The 18591-nt window shown below is 58.7% G+C and carries 17 protein-coding genes; 7 read left to right on the top strand and 10 right to left on the bottom strand.

What is annotated here, in order from left to right:
- Window positions 1-6 precede the first annotated feature (6 nt).
- Window positions 7-930, bottom strand: coding sequence for an AraC family transcriptional regulator (locus ACXKZG_RS12150; RefSeq protein WP_013202065.1), 924 nt, complete (start codon window positions 928-930; stop codon window positions 7-9).
- A 100-nt stretch (window positions 931-1030) separates the two neighbouring features.
- On the opposite strand from ACXKZG_RS12150, the gene ACXKZG_RS12145 reads away from it, so the two are divergent.
- On the top strand, window positions 1031-1771 hold the full coding sequence (locus ACXKZG_RS12145) for an SDR family oxidoreductase (RefSeq protein WP_488874921.1): 741 nt from the start codon (window positions 1031-1033) through the stop codon (window positions 1769-1771).
- A 110-nt stretch (window positions 1772-1881) separates the two neighbouring features.
- Here ACXKZG_RS12145 and ACXKZG_RS12140 read toward each other — a convergent pair whose 3' ends face one another.
- Entirely contained in the window at window positions 1882-5043 is a 3162-nt protein-coding gene (locus ACXKZG_RS12140) for an efflux RND transporter permease subunit (RefSeq protein ID WP_105759066.1), read from the bottom strand.
- Window positions 5044-5063: 20 nt separating this feature from the next.
- Entirely contained in the window at window positions 5064-6227 is a 1164-nt protein-coding gene (locus ACXKZG_RS12135) for an efflux RND transporter periplasmic adaptor subunit (RefSeq protein WP_488874920.1), read from the bottom strand.
- Between the two features lie 373 nt (window positions 6228-6600).
- On the opposite strand from ACXKZG_RS12135, the gene ACXKZG_RS12130 reads away from it, so the two are divergent.
- The 6 genes from ACXKZG_RS12130 to ACXKZG_RS12105 all read left to right on the top strand — a co-directional run bounded on the left by ACXKZG_RS12130 (window position 6601) and on the right by ACXKZG_RS12105 (window position 11040).
- A complete protein-coding gene (locus ACXKZG_RS12130; protein WP_013202069.1) occupies window positions 6601-6942 on the top strand; it encodes a helix-turn-helix domain-containing protein in 342 nt (113 codons plus the stop codon).
- Window positions 6943-7109: 167 nt separating this feature from the next.
- The gene (locus ACXKZG_RS12125) at window positions 7110-8123 is read left to right on the top strand and encodes an AI-2E family transporter (RefSeq protein ID WP_013202070.1); all 1014 of its coding nucleotides are present in this window, start codon (window positions 7110-7112) and stop codon (window positions 8121-8123) included.
- A 122-nt stretch (window positions 8124-8245) separates the two neighbouring features.
- Window positions 8246-9199 carry an AEC family transporter gene (locus ACXKZG_RS12120; protein ID WP_338568619.1) on the top strand — a complete coding sequence of 318 codons (954 nt, stop codon included), beginning with the start codon at window positions 8246-8248 and terminating at the stop codon, window positions 9197-9199.
- A gap of 142 nt (window positions 9200-9341) precedes the next feature.
- The gene (locus ACXKZG_RS12115) at window positions 9342-10262 is read left to right on the top strand and encodes a sugar ABC transporter substrate-binding protein (RefSeq protein WP_053143335.1); all 921 of its coding nucleotides are present in this window, start codon (window positions 9342-9344) and stop codon (window positions 10260-10262) included.
- 33 nt (window positions 10263-10295) lie between these two features.
- Window positions 10296-10769, top strand: coding sequence for a ribonuclease domain-containing protein (locus ACXKZG_RS12110; RefSeq protein ID WP_488874919.1), 474 nt, complete (start codon window positions 10296-10298; stop codon window positions 10767-10769).
- Window position 10770: 1 nt separating this feature from the next.
- Window positions 10771-11040 carry a barstar family protein gene (locus ACXKZG_RS12105; RefSeq protein ID WP_134824070.1) on the top strand — a complete coding sequence of 90 codons (270 nt, stop codon included), beginning with the start codon at window positions 10771-10773 and terminating at the stop codon, window positions 11038-11040.
- A 2-nt stretch (window positions 11041-11042) separates the two neighbouring features.
- On the opposite strand, the gene ACXKZG_RS12100 is transcribed toward ACXKZG_RS12105, so the two are convergent.
- Genes ACXKZG_RS12100 through ACXKZG_RS12070 form a run of 7 tightly spaced genes read right to left on the bottom strand, consistent with a single transcriptional unit; the run spans window position 11043 to window position 18584 of the window.
- Window positions 11043-11891, bottom strand: a complete 849-nt coding sequence (locus ACXKZG_RS12100) for a VOC family protein (protein WP_013202075.1) — start codon at window positions 11889-11891, stop codon at window positions 11043-11045.
- Window positions 11892-11910: 19 nt separating this feature from the next.
- Complete coding sequence (locus ACXKZG_RS12095; RefSeq protein WP_488874918.1) at window positions 11911-13050, bottom strand: amidohydrolase; 1140 nt, start codon at window positions 13048-13050, stop codon at window positions 11911-11913.
- An 8-nt stretch (window positions 13051-13058) separates the two neighbouring features.
- Complete coding sequence (locus ACXKZG_RS12090) at window positions 13059-14159, bottom strand: alkylhydroperoxidase domain protein (protein ID WP_488876263.1); 1101 nt, start codon at window positions 14157-14159, stop codon at window positions 13059-13061.
- Window positions 14160-14171: 12 nt separating this feature from the next.
- Window positions 14172-15173, bottom strand: coding sequence for a putative FMN-dependent luciferase-like monooxygenase (locus ACXKZG_RS12085; protein ID WP_013202078.1), 1002 nt, complete (start codon window positions 15171-15173; stop codon window positions 14172-14174).
- Window positions 15170-16795 (bottom strand): dipeptide ABC transporter ATP-binding protein, encoded by a 1626-nt coding sequence (locus ACXKZG_RS12080; RefSeq protein ID WP_488874917.1) that lies wholly within the window; start codon window positions 16793-16795, stop codon window positions 15170-15172. The genes ACXKZG_RS12085 and ACXKZG_RS12080 overlap by 4 nt, the downstream gene beginning before the upstream one ends.
- Complete coding sequence (locus ACXKZG_RS12075) at window positions 16792-17643, bottom strand: ABC transporter permease (protein WP_471720246.1); 852 nt, start codon at window positions 17641-17643, stop codon at window positions 16792-16794. Before ACXKZG_RS12075 ends, ACXKZG_RS12080 begins: the two co-directional genes overlap by 4 nt.
- On the bottom strand, window positions 17640-18584 hold the full coding sequence (locus tag ACXKZG_RS12070) for an ABC transporter permease (protein ID WP_013202081.1): 945 nt from the start codon (window positions 18582-18584) through the stop codon (window positions 17640-17642). The genes ACXKZG_RS12075 and ACXKZG_RS12070 overlap by 4 nt, the downstream gene beginning before the upstream one ends.
- Window positions 18585-18591: the final 7 nt, after the last annotated feature.

Below are 18591 nucleotides of genomic sequence, written 5' to 3'. Positions count from 1 at the left end.
TGTCTGTTACCAGGCCGACGCTTCCTCAGGCGGCGTGGGTTCTTCGCCGGAATAGCGCGTCGGTGGGATCCCGACATGGCGGGTGAAGGCGACGCTAAACGCGCTGGCCGAGTTATAGCCCACGCGTTCCGCCACGTCGGCAATCCCTCCCTGTTTACGCAACAGCAGATTTTTGGCCATCGCCATCCGCCATCCCAGTAAATAAGCCATCGGCGCCACGCCTACCGCCTGACGGAAACGTTCAAAAAACGTCGAACGGGACAGGGCGGCTTCCTTTGCCAGCTGCGCAACCGTCCAGGGAAAGGTCGGCTGCTCATGCATTTTGGTAATGGCGCTGGCCAGGCGTTCATCGGCCATTCCCCGCAACAGGCCCGGCGAGGCAGCGGCTTCGGAAGTGGATCGCAACGCTTCGATCAGCATCACTTCCAGCAGCCGCGCCAGAACCACCTCCCTTGCCGGACGCTGGGCGCGGCATTCATCGCCGACCAGTTGCAGCAGCGTCGCCAGCCTTTTTTCGCCACGGATATGCACCAATTCGGGAAGCAGGGAAACCAACAGGCTGGCATCGGGCGAACCAAAAACGCAATGGCCGACCAGCGTCTGCACCTCGGGCGGACCATTCTGCGCGCCTAAGCGGAAGTGACCGGGCTGCAACGCCACCGGCAGGCAAAAATCGTCAGCTGCGATGCGTTGCTGGCTGGTCATGATGAAGCCCTCAGCCGCGGGGATCAGCACAAAGTCGTCCTGCTGTAATAGCAGCGGCGCTTTGCCATCCATTGTCAGCCAGCACGCGCCCTTAAGAATCACGCAGTAGAAGGGGTCACCCGAGACGGAACGCCGTATCCCCCAGGTTCCCGCCGCACTGACCACTTTTGAGAACGGCGTACCCGGTTGTAAAAGGGTAACGACTTCGGCAAGCGGATCGATCATGGCTGGACTCCTGCTAATGAAATCTGGACGTTTGAGTGTAGCAAGTCCGGAACGATGCGCCTATTGTTTCTGCTCTGTTCACAACACCACGGAAACTCTGATGAAAACGATTCTGATTACCGGCTGTTCATCCGGCTTTGGTCTTGATATCGCACGCTATTTCTTGCAACGGGACTGGAAGGTCATCGCCACCTTACGCACGCCGAAAGAGGGAATTTTCCCCGCTTCCGACAATCTTACCGTGCTGCCGCTGGACGTGACCGACACGGACAGTATCCAGCAAGCCATTGCGGCCGCCGGACCGATTGATGTGCTGGTGAATAATGCCGGCATCGGGCTGTTTGGCATTTTTGAGAACCTGTCGCTGGATACCGCGCGGGAGATTTTTGAAACCAACACCTTTGGCACCATGGCGATGATCCAGGCGGTGCTGCCGCAGTTCAGAGAAAAGCAGGCGGGGGTAATCGTGAATGTGACCTCAAGCGTGACGCTGAAAGCGCTGCCGATGCTGCCTGTCTACACCGCCAGCAAGGCGGCGGTGAATGCCTTTACGGAATCACTGGCGCTGGAACTGGCTCCCTTCAATATTCGTCTGAGTCTGGTGCTTCCAGGCAAGTCGCCGGAAACGCGCTTCGGAGAAAACGCCCGTTCGCGGCTGGGTGAATTCCCGCCGGCCTACGCAGGCTTTGCACAACAGGTTTTTGAACAGCTGACCGCACCATCCGACGACGTCACCACCTCGCAGGATGTGGCCGAAGCGGTGTGGCGTGCGGTGAACCATCCGTCCAGCCCGACGCGGATTGCGGCGGGAAAGGATGCGGTTCCGCTGTTAAAGGCGTAATGCCAGGCGCATAAAAAAAGCCGGACAGCGTAATGTTGTCCGGCTTTTTGCGTTGAGGCGCTTGGCGTCTCGGATCAACCGGGGCAAACGTCCACCCCGGAATTTAAGGTTTAGCCTTCAAAGGCCGGTGACGGTTCTGCTGCGGGTTCTTCCTTTTTCACCAGCTTGCGCAGGGCAACATAGAACACCGGCGTCAGGAACAGGCCGAACAGCGTGACGCCCAACATGCCGGCAAACACGGTGATGCCGGTAACGGTACGCACTTCGGCACCGGCACCGTGGCCCAGCATCAGCGGGATGGTCCCGGCGATAAAGGCAATTGAGGTCATCACGATCGGGCGAAGACGCAGGCGACAGGCTTCCAGCGCGGCCTGAACGATAGTCCGTCCCTGCATTTCCAGTTCACGGGCAAACTCGACGATCAGGATGGCGTTTTTACAGGCCAGCCCCATCAACACCACTAATCCCACCTGCACGAAGACGTTGTTATCCCCGCCGGTCAGCCAGACGCCAAACAGCGCGGACAGCATGGTCATCGGCACAATCAGGATCACCGCCAGCGGCAGCGTCCAGCTTTCGTACAGCGCAGCCAGCACCAGGAAGGCCAGCAGCACCGCCACCGGGAAGACGATGATCGCCGCATTGCCCTGCGTGGACTGCTGATAGCTCAGGTCGGTCCATTCAATGTTCATACCGTTTGGCAGGATCTGGTCGGCAATATGCTGTACCGCCTGCATCGCTTCGGCAGAAGAGAGCACGCGCGGATCGGCATCGCCAATCAAGTCCGCCGCCGGGAAGCCGTTATAGCGGATCACCGGATCGGGCCCATAGGTGGTGCCGATATGCACCATGCTGCCGATCGGCACCATTTCGCCATTCGCATTGCGGGTGCGCAGGTTGGCAATATCCTCAATGCTGTCACGGAACTGACCATCGGCCTGCGCATACACTTTCCAGGTACGACCAAACCGGTTGAAGTCGTTAACGTAAGACGATCCGAGATAGGTTTGCAGCGTGCCAAACAGATCGGTCAACGCCACGCCCTGCGCCTTGGCCTTATCACGGTCAACCTGTGCATCCAGCTGTGGCACGTTGGCCTGATAAGTGGAGATCGGGAAGTGCAGGCCAGGCGTTTGCATAATGGTGCCGGCCATGGCATTGGCAGCCTCCTGCAATGCGCCATAGCCTAATCCCGCGCGATCCTGAATATACAGCGAATAACCGGCACCCTGGCCGAGACCGAGGATGGGCGGTGGCATAATCGAGAAGGTGAAGCCTTCCTGAATCTGCGACAGCTTGGCGTTGATTTCGGCGTTAATCTCAGACGCGGAGCGCGTGCGTTGATTCAGCGGTTTCAGCGCAAAAAACACCGTGCCGGTATTCGGCGTGTTGGTGAACTGCAGCGCGTTCAGGCCAGGGAAGGCGACCGCATCGGCAACACCGTCGGTGTGCAGCGCAATATCGCTCATCTGGCGGATCACTTTATCGGTCCGTTCCAGCGAGGATCCTTCCGGCATCTTCACGCCGCCAATCAGGTACAGCTTGTCCTGAGTCGGGATAAAGCCCGCCGGCACCGCTTTAAACATCACGCCGGCACCAATCAGCAACAGAATATAGACGCCGAACACCGATCCACGGCGCTTCAGGATGCGGGAAACACCGCCCTGGTAGCGCGCAGAGTTACGGTTAAAGAAGCGGTTAAACGGACGGAACAGCCAGCCGAACAGCGCATCGATAATCCGGGTAGGGCGATCCTTCTTCGCATCATGCGGTTTCAGCAACAGCGCCGCCAGCGCCGGAGAGAGCGTCAGGGAGTTGATGGCTGAGATCACCGTGGAAATGGCGATGGTCACCGCAAACTGCTTGTAAAACTGTCCGGTCACGCCTGACAGGAAGGCCATCGGCACAAACACCGCACAGAGCACCAGCGCAATGGCGATAATCGGACCCGACACTTCGCGCATCGCCTGATGCGCTGCCGCCCGCGGTTCCAGACCTTCTTCGATATTTCGCTCGACGTTCTCCACCACCACAATGGCATCATCGACCACGATCCCTATCGCCAGCACCAGCCCAAACAGGCTGAGGGTGTTAAGCGAGAAGCCCAACAGGTACAGGATTGAGAAGGTCCCGACCACCGACACCGGCACCGCCAGCAACGGAATGATCGAGGCGCGCCAGGTCTGCAGGAACAGGATCACCACCAGCACCACCAGCAGAATCGCTTCCAGCAAGGTATGCAGCACGGAACTGATGGAATCACGTACGAAAATAGTCGGATCGTAAGGGGCTTTCCACTCGACGCCATCCGGGAAACGGGTCGCCAGCTCGGCCATTTTCGCCCGAACCGCATTCGACAGATCGATGGCGTTGGCGCCCGGTGCCTGGAAAATACCAATCCCTACCGCGTCTTTATTATTCAACTGCGAGCGTAAGGCATAGCTGCCCGAGCCCATTTCAATGCGGGCCACGTCGCGCAGGCGAACAATCTGCCCGTCTTCGCCGCTTTTCAGAATGATATTGCCGAACTCTTCTTCGTTCTGCAGGCGTCCCTGCGCATTGATCGACAGCAGGAAATCGCTTTTATTGGGCATCGGCTCTGCGCCAAGCTGCCCGGCAGACACCTGCACGTTCTGCTCCTGGATCGCCGACACCACATCGCCTGCGGTCATACCGCGCGCGGCAACCTTGGTCGGATCCAGCCAGATACGCATGGCATATTCACCGGCACCGAAAATCTGCACCTGGCCGACACCCGGCAGACGCGCCAGCTCATCTTTCACCTTCAGCTGCGCGTAGTTGCGGAGATACAGCGAATCGTAGCGACCGGACGGTGAATCCAGATGAACCACCAGCGTCATGGTCGGCGACTGCTTCTGCGTGGTGACACCCTGACGGCGCACATCCTCCGGCAGACGCGCTTCGGCTTGCGCCACGCGGTTTTGCACCTGAACCTGCGCCTGATCCGGATCGGTCCCCGGACGGAAGGTGACGGTGGTCACCAGCACGCCATCGGAACCGGCAATCGATTTCATGTACATCATGTTTTCGACGCCGTTAATCGCTTCTTCCAGCGGCGTCGCCACGGTTTCAGCAATCACTTTTGGGTTGGCGCCTGGGTATTCCGCACGCACCTGCACGCTGGGCGGTACCACATCAGGGTATTCACTGATCGGCAGCAGCGGAATGGCAATCAGCCCGGAGACGAAGATCAGAATCGACAGCACGGCCGCGAATATCGGTCGGTCGATGAAAAATCTGGAAAAATCCATAACAGTTCCCGCAGCTTAAATTAAAGGGAGGCTGGCGCCATAGGCACCGTTTTGGCATTTACCGCCATCCCAGGCATAAATACTTTCTGCACGCCGTCGACAATCACCCGATCGCCGGACGTCAGGCCGCGCTGCACAATGCGCAGGCCGTCAGCCATCTGGCCAGGCTGGATATCACGACGCTGGGCTTTATTCTGCGCATCGATCACCCAGACAAACTTACGGTCCTGATCGGTCAGCACCGCTTTGTCATTGACTAACAGGGCAGGGAAGTCGGCGCGGCCCGGCAGCTGCACGCGGGCGAACAGCCCTGGCGTATACAGACGCTGGTCGTTATCCAGCAGTGCGCGCATACGGATGGTGCCGGTGCTGGCAGTCAGTTGGTTATCGGTAAAGTCGACTTTGCCGGTGTGCGGATAGCCATCCTCACCGACCAGGCCGATTTTTACCGGCAGCGCGTGATGCGCCGCAGCGGCACTTTCTCCTTCGCGGCTGATGCGCTGATAACGCAGGAAGGTGGCTTCATCGACGTCGAAATAGACATACACGGTGTTGAGCGACACCAGCGTGGTCAGCACGCTGGTGCTGTCGCCGGCGGTCACCAGGTTACCGGAGGTGATCATCGCGCGGCTGGCGCGGCCATCAATTGGCGCGGTGACTTTGGTAAAATCGAGATTCAGGCGCGCCATATCTACTGCGGCCTGCGCCGCCAGCACGTTCGCCTGCGCCTGCGTTGAGGCTGAACGCCGTTGTTCCCACACCTCACGTGAAATCGCCTGGGTGCCAATCAGCTTCTCGGTCCTGCCAGATTCGCTGCGGGCCAGCTGCGCCTGAGTGATGGCACTGGCGAGATCGGCCTGAGCGTGTTCCAGCTCAGCGCGATAGGTACGGTCATCAATGGTAAACAGCACGTCGCCTTTTTTAACTTCCTGGCCTTCGGTGTAGTTCACTTTATCGATATACCCGGTCACGCGCGGGCGCAGCTGGACGCTCTGCACCGCTTCAATGCGGCCATTGAAGTTATCCCACTGGCTGACGGTTTGTTGCTGAACCTCAGCGACACTGACCTGCGGGGCAGGCGGTGCGCTCTGTTCAGCCCCTTTGGAGTCGCAGCCCACCAGCCAGATTGCTGTGAGAAGCGACAGTGCACTGAGGCGCAGGTGCGATGAGGTGAAAGATTTCATGGTTATTAATCCCTTGCAGATGCTGACGACGTGAAAAAAGGAGCACGGCATAATGCATAAAATGTATTTATGAAAAATACACTAAACGCAGGAATTGTAGGGAGAGGGTAAATTAAGTGCAAGTGTTATTGTTGCTTTTAGCATTTTCTTGTCAACACCCGTATCAAAATGTGAACGGCAAGAAAACAGGGGGGAAGAGTGAGCGATAAAGAGGAGAGTGCCAGCGAATCGCATTTAATGCAACAATTAAACTTGCATTAAGCGGTCGGCTGCTTTAACTTGTGGATATGCATTCATTACAGTTACCTTTTACCCTTCTGCGGGGGAGAGGTCAAGCCAGGCTAAAACAAAAAGCATTAAAAGGGGAAGCGCAATGAGCCATGATGATTTTATTACCGATCTCGTAAAGTGGATCGACACCCACATCGAAGGGAAAATGGATCTGGATACCGTTGCCGATCGGGCCGGGTATTCGAAATGGCACCTGCAACGGATGTTCAAGCAGCATACCGGCTACGCACTGGGCGAATACATCCGCGCACGTCGTCTGAAAAAATCTGCTGAGCGCCTGGCAACGGGTGGTGAGCCGATTCTGGATGTGGCGATTTCGTTTGGATTTGATTCCCAGCAGTCGTTCAACCGCAGCTTCAAACGTCAGTTTGGCCAGTCTCCGGGCGCATGGCGTCGCCAGGTTCAGGTCAGCGCCTGTTCATAAACTGCGCATCTCTTCAATAGCGGGCGTCTCAGCCCGCTGTGATTTCTGCAATAAGTCCCGTCCATACCTCAGACTCGTCTTGTTTATTCCGCCCGATAGCCGCAACGCATTGTATACTGTCTGAATCACGCTGATTTTTATTACTATTCAGACAGGAATTGTCATTGATGTGGAAACAGAACAAACAGGGTTGGTGCGAGGCGGCCAGTTATCTACTGATTTTCGCCGCGCTCTTTATGATTTTCCCGTTACGCCTGCTGCCCTGTTTTCTGGCCGGATTTATCGTTTATGAAACCATCCTGGCGCTGACGCCGTGGGTTGAGCGGCTGGTCAAAGGGCCGATTGCCCGCTGGATCATCATATTCTTCCTTACCGTCATCATTGTGTTAGGGCTGGTGGTTGGCGTCAGCAAGCTGATCGGCTTCTTATTGAATGATTTCCAGAACCCGGCAGCGTTCCATGCGGCGGCCAGCAAACTGCTGGAAGACGCCCAGCGTACGCTTTCTCCGGTGGTTTCCCGCTATTTACCGGCCGATATTGATGAGCTGCAACATCAGGTGGTCACCTGGCTGCGCGAGCATCTGGTGGTGGTCCAGACCTTTGGTCGAACCGCGGCCCACACCTTTGCCACCATGCTGATTGGCATGTTGCTGGGGGCTATCATCTCCCTGCGCATCAGCAATGTGGATACGCAGGATGCACCGCTGCGCCATGCGCTGCTCGAGCGTCTGACCGTACTGGCCGACTCGTTCCACAACGTGGTTTTCGCGCAGATCAAGGTCTCGCTGGTGAACACAGTGCTGACCTGTGGCTTCCTGTTCGGCGTGCTGCCGCTGTTCGACCTGCACTTCCCGTTTGGCAAAACGGTGGTGGTACTGACCTTTGTCGCCGGGCTGCTGCCGATTATTGGCAACCTGATCTCCAACACGGTGATTGTGCTGATTGGCCTGTCGATTTCCCTTGAGGCGGCGGTGATCTCGCTGGTGTTCCTGATGTTGGTGCATAAGCTGGAATACTTTATCAACGCGCGGATTTTTGGTTCGCGGATCAATGCCAAAACCTGGGAAATCCTGCTGGCGATGCTGGTGTTTGAATCCGCCTTTGGTCTGGCCGGGGTGGTCGCGGCACCGGTCTATTACGCCTACCTGAAAAGCGAGCTGCGCATTGCCCGGCTGATTTAATCCTTGTCTCGGGCCTGATATCAGGCCCGCACTGCCTTTTTCCCACCGTCGCGACTATCAAGGCTTTACGCCACATCACATCGATCTTATGGTAGGAAAAACGACTGACAGTTGAGCCCGCCATGCCCGCGCTTTTGCACACGTTGCTGCACCAAATCCTGCTTTCCATGCCGTTATTTATCCTTATTGCCTTAGGCTGGATGCTGGTTCGCTGGCGAAAATGGCCCGACAGTATTACCGAAGCGCTAAACCGCGTGGTGTTTAAAATTGCGCTTCCGGCGATGTTATTCCGGCTGATGAGCGATTTCGGTCAAAGCCCGCCGGTCGATGCCCGCTTACTGATCGCTTTTTTTGGCAGCTGCCTGATCGTTTTTGTTCTCGGCAGAGTGATGGCCAGCCGGCTGTTTAAGCTGGATGGCATTTCCGGGTCGGTATTTGCGCTGGGCGGCATCTTCTCCAATAACGTGATGCTCGGCTTGCCGATTGCCACGGTGATGCTGGGCGAAAAGGCGATCCCGTCGGTGGCGCTGGTGCTGGTGTTTAACGGCCTGATTTTATGGACGCTGGCCACCGTGTCCGTCGAGTGGGTCAAACACGGCGCGCTTAATCTGAAAGGGTTTGGCAAAACGGCGGTCAGCGTGCTGAAAAATCCGCTGATTATCGCCATTCTTTCCGGCACCTTGTTCAGCCTGACCGGCATCCCGCTGCCGCAGATGATCGATAAACCGGTGAGCATGCTGGGCACCATCGCCGTGCCGCTGGCGCTGGTGGCGTTAGGGATGAGTCTGGCCGCCTATAAAGTGAAGGACGGCCTGAAAGAGAGTTATGCGATTTGCCTGCTTAAGCTGATTGTCCAGCCGCTGGTGATTTGGGGCCTGGCGGTGCTACTGGGCCTGCCGCCGCTGGAAAGCAAAGTGGTGGTGCTGTTAGGATCGATGTCGGTCGGCATCAACGTCTATTTAATGTCGCAACAATTCAATGCCTTAACCGGACCGGCCGCCACCAGCATGCTGCTATCGACGGTTTTCTCCGCAGTGACCACGCCGCTGCTGCTAATGCTAATGGACCTTGCCTGACGATGAAGTGTGAGCCAGCTGGCGGAACTGACGCGAGACGCTTGCGGTAAGTACGTTTATTTCATTATCTTCTTTTATCGGTAATTTTGTTTCGTTTATAAGCACGGCGAAACGGACCGATCCTTACCTCCGGAGAAGAAGAATGAAAACCTACAAAGCCCTGCTGCTCGTCGCCTCACTGAGCTGTTCAACCAGCGTGTTGGCGGAAACCATCGGCGTTTCAATGGCCTATTTCGACCAGAACTTCCTGACCATCATCCGCCAGTCGATTGATAAAGAGGCCAAAGCCCGTGGCATCACCGTGCAGTTTGAAGATGCGCGCGGCGACGTCGGCCGGCAGACCGATCAGGTGCAAAGTTTTATCAGCGCCGGCGTTGATGCCATCATCGTCGATCCGGTCAACTCGGCCGGCACTCCGGCGATGACCAAACTGGTGACCGCCGCCAAAATTCCGCTGGTTTACGTCAACCGCACGCCTGGCGATATCAAACTGCCGAGCGGCGTGGTGTTTGTTGGTTCTGATGAGAAGCAATCCGGCACCCTGCAGATGGAAGAGCTGGCGCGTCTGGCAAACTATCAGGGCAAAGTGGGCATCATGATCGGCAACCTGACCGATGCGGGTGCCATTCAGCGCACCAAAGACGTGGAGCAGGTGGTCGCCAAGTACCCGAAAATGAGCGTGGTACAGAAGCAAACCGCCAACTATTCCCGCAATGAGGGGATGGATCTGATGCTCAACTGGATGACTAACGGTGAAGAGATCGACATCGTGGCCGCCAACAATGATGAAATGGCGATTGGCGCGATTATGGGCCTGCAACAGGCCGGCAAGAAAGACAGCAAAATCCTGATTGGCGGCATTGATGCCACGCCGGATGGGCTGAAAGCCATGTCCTCGGGCAAAATGCAGGTGACCGTTTTCCAGGATGCAATTGGCCAGGGCAAAGCGGCGGTGGATGTGGCGCAGAAGATGATTAAAGGCGAAAAGCTCGACCCGTATTACTGGATCCCGTTTGAGCTGGTCACCCCGGCCACGTTACAAAAATACGTTGATAAGGAATAGACGCTAAATCTGCCGTCGCGGTAAACTCCGGCGATGAATAAAAAACTGATTATTGCGGCGATCCTCGCCATTGTGGCCACCGCCGCCGGCTTACGCCACCCGTCCAAACCGCCTGCCGATCCTCAGCAGGCGGCGCACACCTCAACCGCCTCCGCCATCAACAGCAGCAGCGATATCAGCACGCTCACGCAACAGCAGCGGGTGGCCGACTATCTGCACCAGCATCAGCGCCTTCCTGCCTATTACCTGACCAAGGGTGAAGCCAGAAAACAGGGCTGGGAACCGTCGCGGGGCAATCTGTGCCAGAGCCTGCCAGGCCGGGCAATCGGTGGCGATCGCTTCTCCAACCGGGAAAAAGTGCTGCCGGAAAAGCAGGGGCGACACTGGTTTGAAGCGGACGTGAATTATGACTGCGGCCGCCGGGGAAGCGACCGCATGCTGTACTCCAGCGACGGGTTGATTTACGTGACCAAAGACCATTACCGCAACGTTGAACAGGTTTACTGAGATGAACACGGTCAGCTTCGACTTTGAGTATATCGCCGACGTAACAGACTTTTACCGTCAGTTCTGCCACAAGTTCGCCATTGACATGGCCTTCGGCAACAATCTGGATGCATTATGGGATGCGCTAACCGGCATGATCGCACTGCCGGCGCGCGTAACGCTACGTCATCTGACCGCGCATGCCGATCCTCAGCAGTTTGACGGCGTCATTGCCGTGCTGCGGGAAGCGGAAGAGGCTTCCGGGGGAAAATTCAGCCTGCGCATTCGCTAACGCTATTGATGGAAGCGCAGGGCGACATCAAAGCCCTGCTGCGGCAAGACCACAATCGCGTCCTCCGCCTCGCTAAACTGCAGATCGCCCTGATGCAGTGCCGCTCTGACCTTCGCCAGATCCTCAGTCTGAAAACTTAACGCCGCCATGCGTGCCGAGCCATCATAATTATCCGGCAGCGCGTGGAAGCGCGACCTGACGTAATCTTCCGTCGCAAAGCGCACGCTGGTCACGCCGGCGGTCAGCAAAAAGGCGCCTTCCTGACAGGCTCTCAGGCTGTTGGTGCCAAACAGGCGGCTGTACAGCGAGGCAACCGAGGCCGGATCTCTGGCCACAATCACAAACTCGCTGATGTTTTTCACGCCGTTCGGGTGCTGTTGCCACGCGGGCTGCCACACCGCTTCCGGGGTTAAATGCTGACAGAAAAAGCTGCGGCCATCGGCGATCAGCGACGGACGAACCCGGACGGTGCGGAACTTCGCTTCGGTCACCGTGCCGTCCGGCAGGGTCACCGGACGGTGGAAAGAGGCGGGCTCATCGCCGTCTAAATCCTGACGTAACAGATGCTTATAATCCTGATCGGCATCCTCCGTTTTCCACACCAGGCCACTGAGGCCCGGAGACGCCTGCCAGAGATCGGCGCGGCTGCTCTTTTTACCTTTCTCATAGCCGAGCAGCTCAAGGTAATTTTCACCAAAAATTGCCAGATGATTACTGGAGCCAAGAGAATGATGACCCCGCTCGGTCAGCTGAAAACCTAACCTGCGGTACAGCGCGCTGGCAGCATCTAACTGGTCGGCGACGTTAATCACCACATGATCAAGAACCGCCTTAGGGGTAGGGACAGGCATAATGGTGCTCCTTTTATTATTATTTCGCCGCCACCCGCGCTAAGGCGCGAGGAACCAGCTGGGTAAAATAGCGGACGGAGGAATCAATGATCGCTTCGTCAGGATCAAAGCCTGGATGATGCAGGCCAAACTCACTTGCGCTGCCGATGCTGACAAACACCCCCGGCACATGGTGCAGATAGAAGGCAAAGTCCTCGCCGCCCATCTGTGGCGTCGCGGCGGCTTCCGCCTTAAAGCCGGCCTCGCTGGCCAGATCGAGCGCAAACTCCGCCCATTCCGGCGTATTCACCAGCGCAGGCGGACCTTCAATCCACTCCAGCTCGGCTTTGGCGCCAAAGCCGCCGGAAATGCCCTTAATCAACGCCGTGATCTTTTCAGGTATTGCCGCGCGGATAGCCGCATTGTGCGTGCGCACCGTGCCTTCCAGCTCGACGCTTTGTGGCAGCACGTTCCAGGTGTTGCCGGCGGTGAAGCGCGTTACGCTGACCACCACCGACTCCAGCGAGCTGAACGTCCGGCTCGGCAAGGTTTGCAGTGCGGTGACAATCTGGCTGGCAATCACGATTGAATCAATGCCTTCGTGTGGCCGTGCGGCGTGCGCGCCTTTGCCCTCAAGGCGGATCACAAAACGGTCGACGTTGGCATAGAACGGACCGGCGCGGGTTTTAAAGCTGTTCAGCGGCAGATCGGGCGCGTTATGCATACCAAAAATTGCCTGAACGCCGTCCAGCACGCCAGCATCGATCAGCTGTTGCGCGCCGTTAAAGGTCTCTTCAGCCGGCTGAAACAGGATGCGCACCCGGCCCGTCAGTTCGGCTTCCTGCTGCTTAAGCTGATGCGCCACGCCGAGCATCACCGAGGTATGGATATCATGTCCGCAGGCGTGCATCACGCCGGCATGGGTCGACGTCCAGGGATGATCCACCGCTTCATCAATCGGCAGCGCATCAATATCGGCCCGGAGGGCAATCAGCGGTTCGCCCTGGCCGATTTCAGCCACCACGCCGGTTTTCAAATCGTACGGCAGCAGGCGGATGTTGCCTTGCTTCAGCCACGCGGTAATCCGTTCCGTGGTGGCGAATTCCTGATTCGACAGCTCCGGATATTGATGCAACTCACGGCGCCATTGCACCAGTTGGCTGGAGGGTAACGAAGTCATACGGCTCCTTATACGTCAGAAGGGATAAAGGGTTCGCCCAGCGTCAGCATCAGACGGTTGGCCCAGGCGAAAAAGGCGCTGGACTGGATCACATCCAGCAGCGCCAGGGTATCCAGACCCTGCTGCTGCAACGCGACAATCTGTCCCAGCGTGGCCTGTTGCGGCGTCACGGACAGGGCAGCGGAGAAATCGATAATGGCCGCCCAGCGTGCGGACTGGCCTTCGGACAGCTTGCTGCCGGGGGCGACGCCAATCAGTTTTTCGACCGAATCGAAATCTTTCGACAGCTGGCTGGCTTTGCGGGCGTGTACCGAGGCACAGAAGATGCAGCCGTTAACCTTACTGACCACCGCAGCCGCCAGTTCGCGGTCGGCGCGTGGCAGGCCGCCGGAGGTGAAGAAAATGCCTTTATCCGTCAGCGTGCGCTGTTCCAGCACCGGTAAATTCCGCGCCAGCAGGCGGAAATAATCGGAGTCGCTATGACCAAACTTCGCCAGCACCTGTTTCTCTTCATCCGTGAATTCCGTCAGCGGTTTGGCGGCCAGCCAGGGTTCCCAGCCGAGGTCCTGCTGGGTGAAGGCGGTCAGCGCGGTTTTGCCACTGGCGGTGGTGGCCGCCTGATGCCAGACACCTGCCACCACCGCCAGTGCGGTGGCGGTTGAGGCGTGGCCCTGCAACAGCTGTAAGCCGGCCAGCAGGCGACTCTGGAAGTTAATAAAGGCCACTAACTGTGACAGTGTCACGATGCCGCGCGCGGTCCAGCCCGCCGCCTGTAAGGCCTGCAGATGTTCAGGCGTGGCGCTGACCGGCTCGAAGGTCAGACGGTGCGCCCAGGCTAACGCCAGCTCATGACGGGGGCTGTTATCCAGTGCGCCAGCCTGCGGCTGGTAATGCGCCTGTAAAGTGGGCTGCGCATTCCATTCCGCCACCCGTGCCGCCAGGGCGAAACGTTCAGCCAGCGGGAAATCGGCATCCTGCTGGCTAAAGATCACCTCATAGCTGCCTTGCGCGTGGCGGGTTGCCGCTTCCCGCGTGTTGCGGGCCTGGGCAAGCTCAGAATCCGGCGCGATATCCGCCAGCGAAGCCAGTAAATCCGTTGCAGTGGTCATCATCATCTCCGGTTAAGGTTTCAGGGTTCTTAGCAGTGGCGCAATGTGCTCAGCAATCAGCTCAACAGAGCGCAACGTGTCGGCGTGCGGCGGTTCAACCGAATGAACCTGGAAAGAGATATCGGTGACGCGGGGCAGCACGCTGTCCTGCAACAGCGATGCGGTGACCCGTTCCACGTTGCCGACATGGGCGTCAACCTGGCGTAAATAGTCGTCAAAACTGTCGCCGCGCAGCGGCTGACCGGAGGCCACAAACTGGGTGACCTGGGCACGAATACCCGGCTCTGCCAGCTTGCGGGCGTAGTGATCGGAGTCGGCAACAAAGGCGGTGCGGGACGCGAGGATCCTCGGCTCAACGCCGGCCGGAAGGGCGTCGAGATAGGCATCGATCATCGGGTTTTGCAGCGCATCCAGCGGCAGATTGGGCTGGTCAGCCGGGCGAGGCTGGGTGCGTGACAGCATCAGTCCATGCCCACTTTTCGCCGCGCGTACTGCGCCTTCCACCGAGAAGGTGGCAATCCACACGCGGTCCGCCAGCTGCGGCGCCGGGGGATACAGGTGATTATCGGGATGGCTGAGCGAGTCGCCACGCCAGGCACTGAGCAGCGTGTGCAGATGTTCTCCAAACACCGCACCGCGTTGTTCGAAGGTCAGGCCAAACGGCAGGAACGAGGTTGGTGTACCGCCGGAACCCAGTCCAATCTCCAGTCGACCTTCGGCCAGCAAATCCAGCACTGCGGCATCTTCCGCCACGCGCAGGGCATTTTCCATCGGCAGCGTGATAATCGCCGTACCCAGACGGATGCGCTGGGTATGGGCCGCAACATGCGCCAGAAACAGCAGCGGCGAAGGCAAACCGCCTTCGTTTTCATGGAAATGGTGCTGGGCTATCCAGGCACTGTCGAATCCCAGCCGCTCAGCGTGCTGGATCTGCTCGGTGGCCAGGCGGTAGCGCGCGCTGGCCGGGACCTTATCCAGCAGGCGGGTGAAAAAGCCGATACGTTTAGCGGTCATGAAAACTCCTTAACCGGCGGGGAATAAACAGGGATCGCGGCCAGCAGCTCGCGGGTATAAGCGTGTTGTGGCGCGTTAAAAATCGTGACAACGTCACCAGATTCCACCACTTCACCGGCCTTCAGCACGGTCAGGGTGTCGGCAATCTGCTGCACGGTAGCCAAATCGTGGGTAATAAACAGGTAGGTCAGGCCCTGTTCTGCCTGCAACTGTTGCAGCAGGGCGAGGATCTGCGCCTGCACCGTGACGTCCAGCGCCGAGGTGGCTTCATCCAGCACCAGAATCGACGGTTGCAGGATCAGCGCCCGGGCCAGCGCCACGCGCTGGCGTTGGCCGCCGGACAGTTCCCGCGCGCTGCGCGACAGGATATCGAGCGGCAGCGCCACCTTCTGCGTCACCGCTTCCACCCGCTGGCGGCGTTCGTCGCGGCTGAGCCGGTCAAAATTCAGCAGCGGCTCTTCAATAATGCGAAACAGCGTTTGCCGCGGATCGAGTGACGCGAACGGGTTTTGGTAAACAAACTGGATGCGGCGTCGCAGCTGGCGTAATGATTCGCCCTGCAGGCCGTTGACCACGATACCGTCGAGGGTTATGCGGCCAGCGTCCGACGACTCAAATCCCAGCAGGATCCTCGCCAGCGTGGTTTTGCCCGAACCCGACTCGCCGACGATAGCGTGGGTGGTGCCACGGGCCACGGCAAAACTGACCTCGTTCAGCGCCTGTAACCGTTGGCTTTTCCCCAGCGCGAAACCCTTGCTGATGCGCGAGGCCTGAATCGCCGGAGTCGAGAATGAACGCGGGCTGGCGGAATTATCAGGTTGGCGCGGACGCGGCAGGGCATCGGCAAGCAACTGGCGGGTATAAGCCTGTTTTGGCGCGCCGATCACCTGCGAGGTCGCGCCCTGTTCCTGAATCTCACCATTGCGGAACACAATAATGCGGTCGGCGCGCTCGGCGGCCAGCGCCAGGTCATGGGTGACAAACAGCACGGCGGTGCCGGACTCACGGCGTAAATGATCCAGCAGGTCGAGAATGCGCTTCTGTACGGTGACATCCAGCGCGCTGGTCGGCTCGTCGGCAATAATAATGTCCGGCTTCAGCGCCAGGGCGATGGCAATCAGCACGCGCTGTTTCATGCCGCCTGACAGCTGATGAGGATACTGGTTAACGCGCTGCTCAGGATGGCTGAGCCCGACGCGGGTCAGCAGCTCGATCGCCTGCTGTTTGCGTCCGGCGCGGTCAGAGACGCGATGCAGACGTAAAATCTCCTCCACCTGATCGCCAATGGTTTTCACCGGATTAAGCGAGTTGCCCGGATCCTGCGGCACCAGGCTGATACGCGCGCCGCGAATGCTGTCCAGCCGTCGCGACGACCACTGGCTGATATCTTCGCCGTTCAACAGGATACGACCCCCGTCGCGACGGCCATTTTCTGCCAGCAGGCCAATAATCGCCTGCGCGGTGGTGGTTTTACCTGAGCCGGATTCGCCGACCAGCGCCACCATTTCCCCTTTGTTAAGCTGGAAACTGACCTGATGCACCACCTCTTTCCAGGCTGCGCCAGTGCGATAGCTCAGGCTCAGTTGCTCAACGTTGAGCAGTAACTCGGGTTGCGAACTCATTTCCGGCCTCCTGAAAGTTGCTGGCTGATGCGGTTGGCCGCCAGCACCACGAACACCACCACCAGACCGGGGAAGGTGGTCAGCCACCAGGCGGTGGCCAGATAGTTGCGGCCTTCGGCGATCAGCAATCCCCATTCCGGGGCTGGCGGCGGGGTGCCGTAGCCGAGGAAACTCAGGGTAGAAAGGGCGAGGATCGCCTGACCAAACTGTAGCGCACCATAGGCAATGACCGGGGCCAGCGCGTTGGGTAAAATATGGCGCCACAGCACCGACAGAAAGCGTCCGCCGCTGCCAAACGCCGCCTCGACGTAATCACTGTGGCGAATGCGCACCACTTCACCGCGCGCCAGGCGGGCAAAGCTGGCGATGGAGGCGATCCCCACCGCCGTCGCTGCGTTGAGGGTGCCAAAGCCCAGCAGGATCAGCACGCTTAACGACAGCAGCAGCGAGGGAATCGACAGCAGCACGTCAACCGCACGCATCGCTACCGACTCGGTTTTACCGCCTACCGCACCGGCCAGCACGCCCAGCGCGGTGCCAAAAATCCCGCCCATGGCCACCGCCAGCAGCGCGGCGGACAACGAGTGCGACGCGCCATAGACAATGCGGGCGAAAACGTCACGACCCAGCTGATCGGTTCCCAGCCAGTGTCCGGCCTGCGGGGCCAGACGCTGCGCGCCGGCAATCCCTTCAACCGCGCTGTAAGGCGTCAGTAAAGTGGGAAACAGCGCGGCGATGGCCGCCAGCAGCATCACTAACCACGCCAGCCACAGACCGGGCTGAACGTTCCAGGCCTGACGGGTGGGCGTGGGCTTTTGCCGCGCGGTGGCAAAATCAACAAGGCTCATACGGCACCTCTGGTCACGGTTTGCAGACGGGGATCGAACAGCGGCATTAACAGATCGACCAGCATATTAATCAGCACAAAGCCCAGTGCCGAAATCATCACCACCGCCTGTAATACCGCGACATCCTGATTATTCACCGCCTGTTGCGTTAACTGGCCGAGGCCACCTAAACCAAACACCGTTTCGGTGATCAGCGCACCGGCGATCAGCTCGCCCAGCAGCAGTCCGGCGACGGTCAGCACCGGCAGCATGGCGTTACGCAGTACGTGCCGCCACAACACCCAGCTTTCGCTGGCGCCTTTGGCGCGAACCACCGCCACAAACGGCCGGGTTGCCACCTCGTCGATGCTGCGTAGCAGGATTTGCGCCAGCGGGGCGGAAATCGGGATTGCCACGGTGATCACCGGCAGAATCAGGCCCTGTAGCGGGGAAGGGTTGATCACCGGTATCCAGCGCAACTGGAAAGAGAACAGCTGAATTAACGCGATACCCAGCCAGAAGGTCGGGATGGAGATAAACAGCACCGGCACCGATTGCAGCAGGTTTCGCAAGCCCCGCAGCGCCGGAATGCGCGACAACGCGGCCAGCACAAATGCCAGCACCACCGCCAGCACAAAACCGCAGCCGGCCAGGCGCAGCGTCTCTGGCAGATTACTCTGCAACTGTTCGCTGACCGGCACGCCGGCCTGCACCGAATAGCCAAAATCGCCTTGCAGCATCGCGCCGAGGGTATGCAGATACTGCTGCCACAACGGACTGTCTGCGCCATAGGCCTGCCGCATCTCGGCGATCTGTTGCGGGCTCAGCCCCAAATCCGGGTTCTGAAACTTAATCAGGATCGCATCGCCGGGCAGTACCTGCAGCAGCACAAAGGAGAGCGTAAACGCTGCCCACAGCACCAGCACCCCATGCCCAACCCGATACAGCAGATAATGGCGCATTCAGATC

It is taken from the genome of Erwinia sp. 2186 (genome assembly GCF_057812255.1).
This window is presented reverse-complemented; position numbering and strand designations above follow the sequence as displayed.

Bases quoted from the DNA above. Each gene is read 5' to 3' on its own strand.
- ACXKZG_RS12150 (WP_013202065.1), bottom strand. From the start codon at position 930: ATGATCGATCCGCTTGCCGAAGTCGTTACCCTTTTACAACCGGGTACG.
- ACXKZG_RS12145 (WP_488874921.1), top strand. From the start codon at position 1,031: ATGAAAACGATTCTGATTACCGGCTGTTCATCCGGCTTTGGTCTTGAT.
- ACXKZG_RS12140 (WP_105759066.1), bottom strand. From the start codon at position 5,043: ATGGATTTTTCCAGATTTTTCATCGACCGACCGATATTCGCGGCCGTG.
- ACXKZG_RS12135 (WP_488874920.1), bottom strand. From the start codon at position 6,227: ATGAAATCTTTCACCTCATCGCACCTGCGCCTCAGTGCACTGTCGCTT.
- ACXKZG_RS12130 (WP_013202069.1), top strand. From the start codon at position 6,601: ATGAGCCATGATGATTTTATTACCGATCTCGTAAAGTGGATCGACACC.
- ACXKZG_RS12125 (WP_013202070.1), top strand. From the start codon at position 7,110: ATGTGGAAACAGAACAAACAGGGTTGGTGCGAGGCGGCCAGTTATCTA.
- ACXKZG_RS12120 (WP_338568619.1), top strand. From the start codon at position 8,246: ATGCCCGCGCTTTTGCACACGTTGCTGCACCAAATCCTGCTTTCCATG.
- ACXKZG_RS12115 (WP_053143335.1), top strand. From the start codon at position 9,342: ATGAAAACCTACAAAGCCCTGCTGCTCGTCGCCTCACTGAGCTGTTCA.
- ACXKZG_RS12110 (WP_488874919.1), top strand. From the start codon at position 10,296: ATGAATAAAAAACTGATTATTGCGGCGATCCTCGCCATTGTGGCCACC.
- ACXKZG_RS12105 (WP_134824070.1), top strand. From the start codon at position 10,771: ATGAACACGGTCAGCTTCGACTTTGAGTATATCGCCGACGTAACAGAC.
- ACXKZG_RS12100 (WP_013202075.1), bottom strand. From the start codon at position 11,891: ATGCCTGTCCCTACCCCTAAGGCGGTTCTTGATCATGTGGTGATTAAC.
- ACXKZG_RS12095 (WP_488874918.1), bottom strand. From the start codon at position 13,050: ATGACTTCGTTACCCTCCAGCCAACTGGTGCAATGGCGCCGTGAGTTG.
- ACXKZG_RS12090 (WP_488876263.1), bottom strand. From the start codon at position 14,159: ATGACCACTGCAACGGATTTACTGGCTTCGCTGGCGGATATCGCGCCG.
- ACXKZG_RS12085 (WP_013202078.1), bottom strand. From the start codon at position 15,173: ATGACCGCTAAACGTATCGGCTTTTTCACCCGCCTGCTGGATAAGGTC.
- ACXKZG_RS12080 (WP_488874917.1), bottom strand. From the start codon at position 16,795: ATGAGTTCGCAACCCGAGTTACTGCTCAACGTTGAGCAACTGAGCCTG.
- ACXKZG_RS12075 (WP_471720246.1), bottom strand. From the start codon at position 17,643: ATGAGCCTTGTTGATTTTGCCACCGCGCGGCAAAAGCCCACGCCCACC.
- ACXKZG_RS12070 (WP_013202081.1), bottom strand. From the start codon at position 18,584: ATGCGCCATTATCTGCTGTATCGGGTTGGGCATGGGGTGCTGGTGCTG.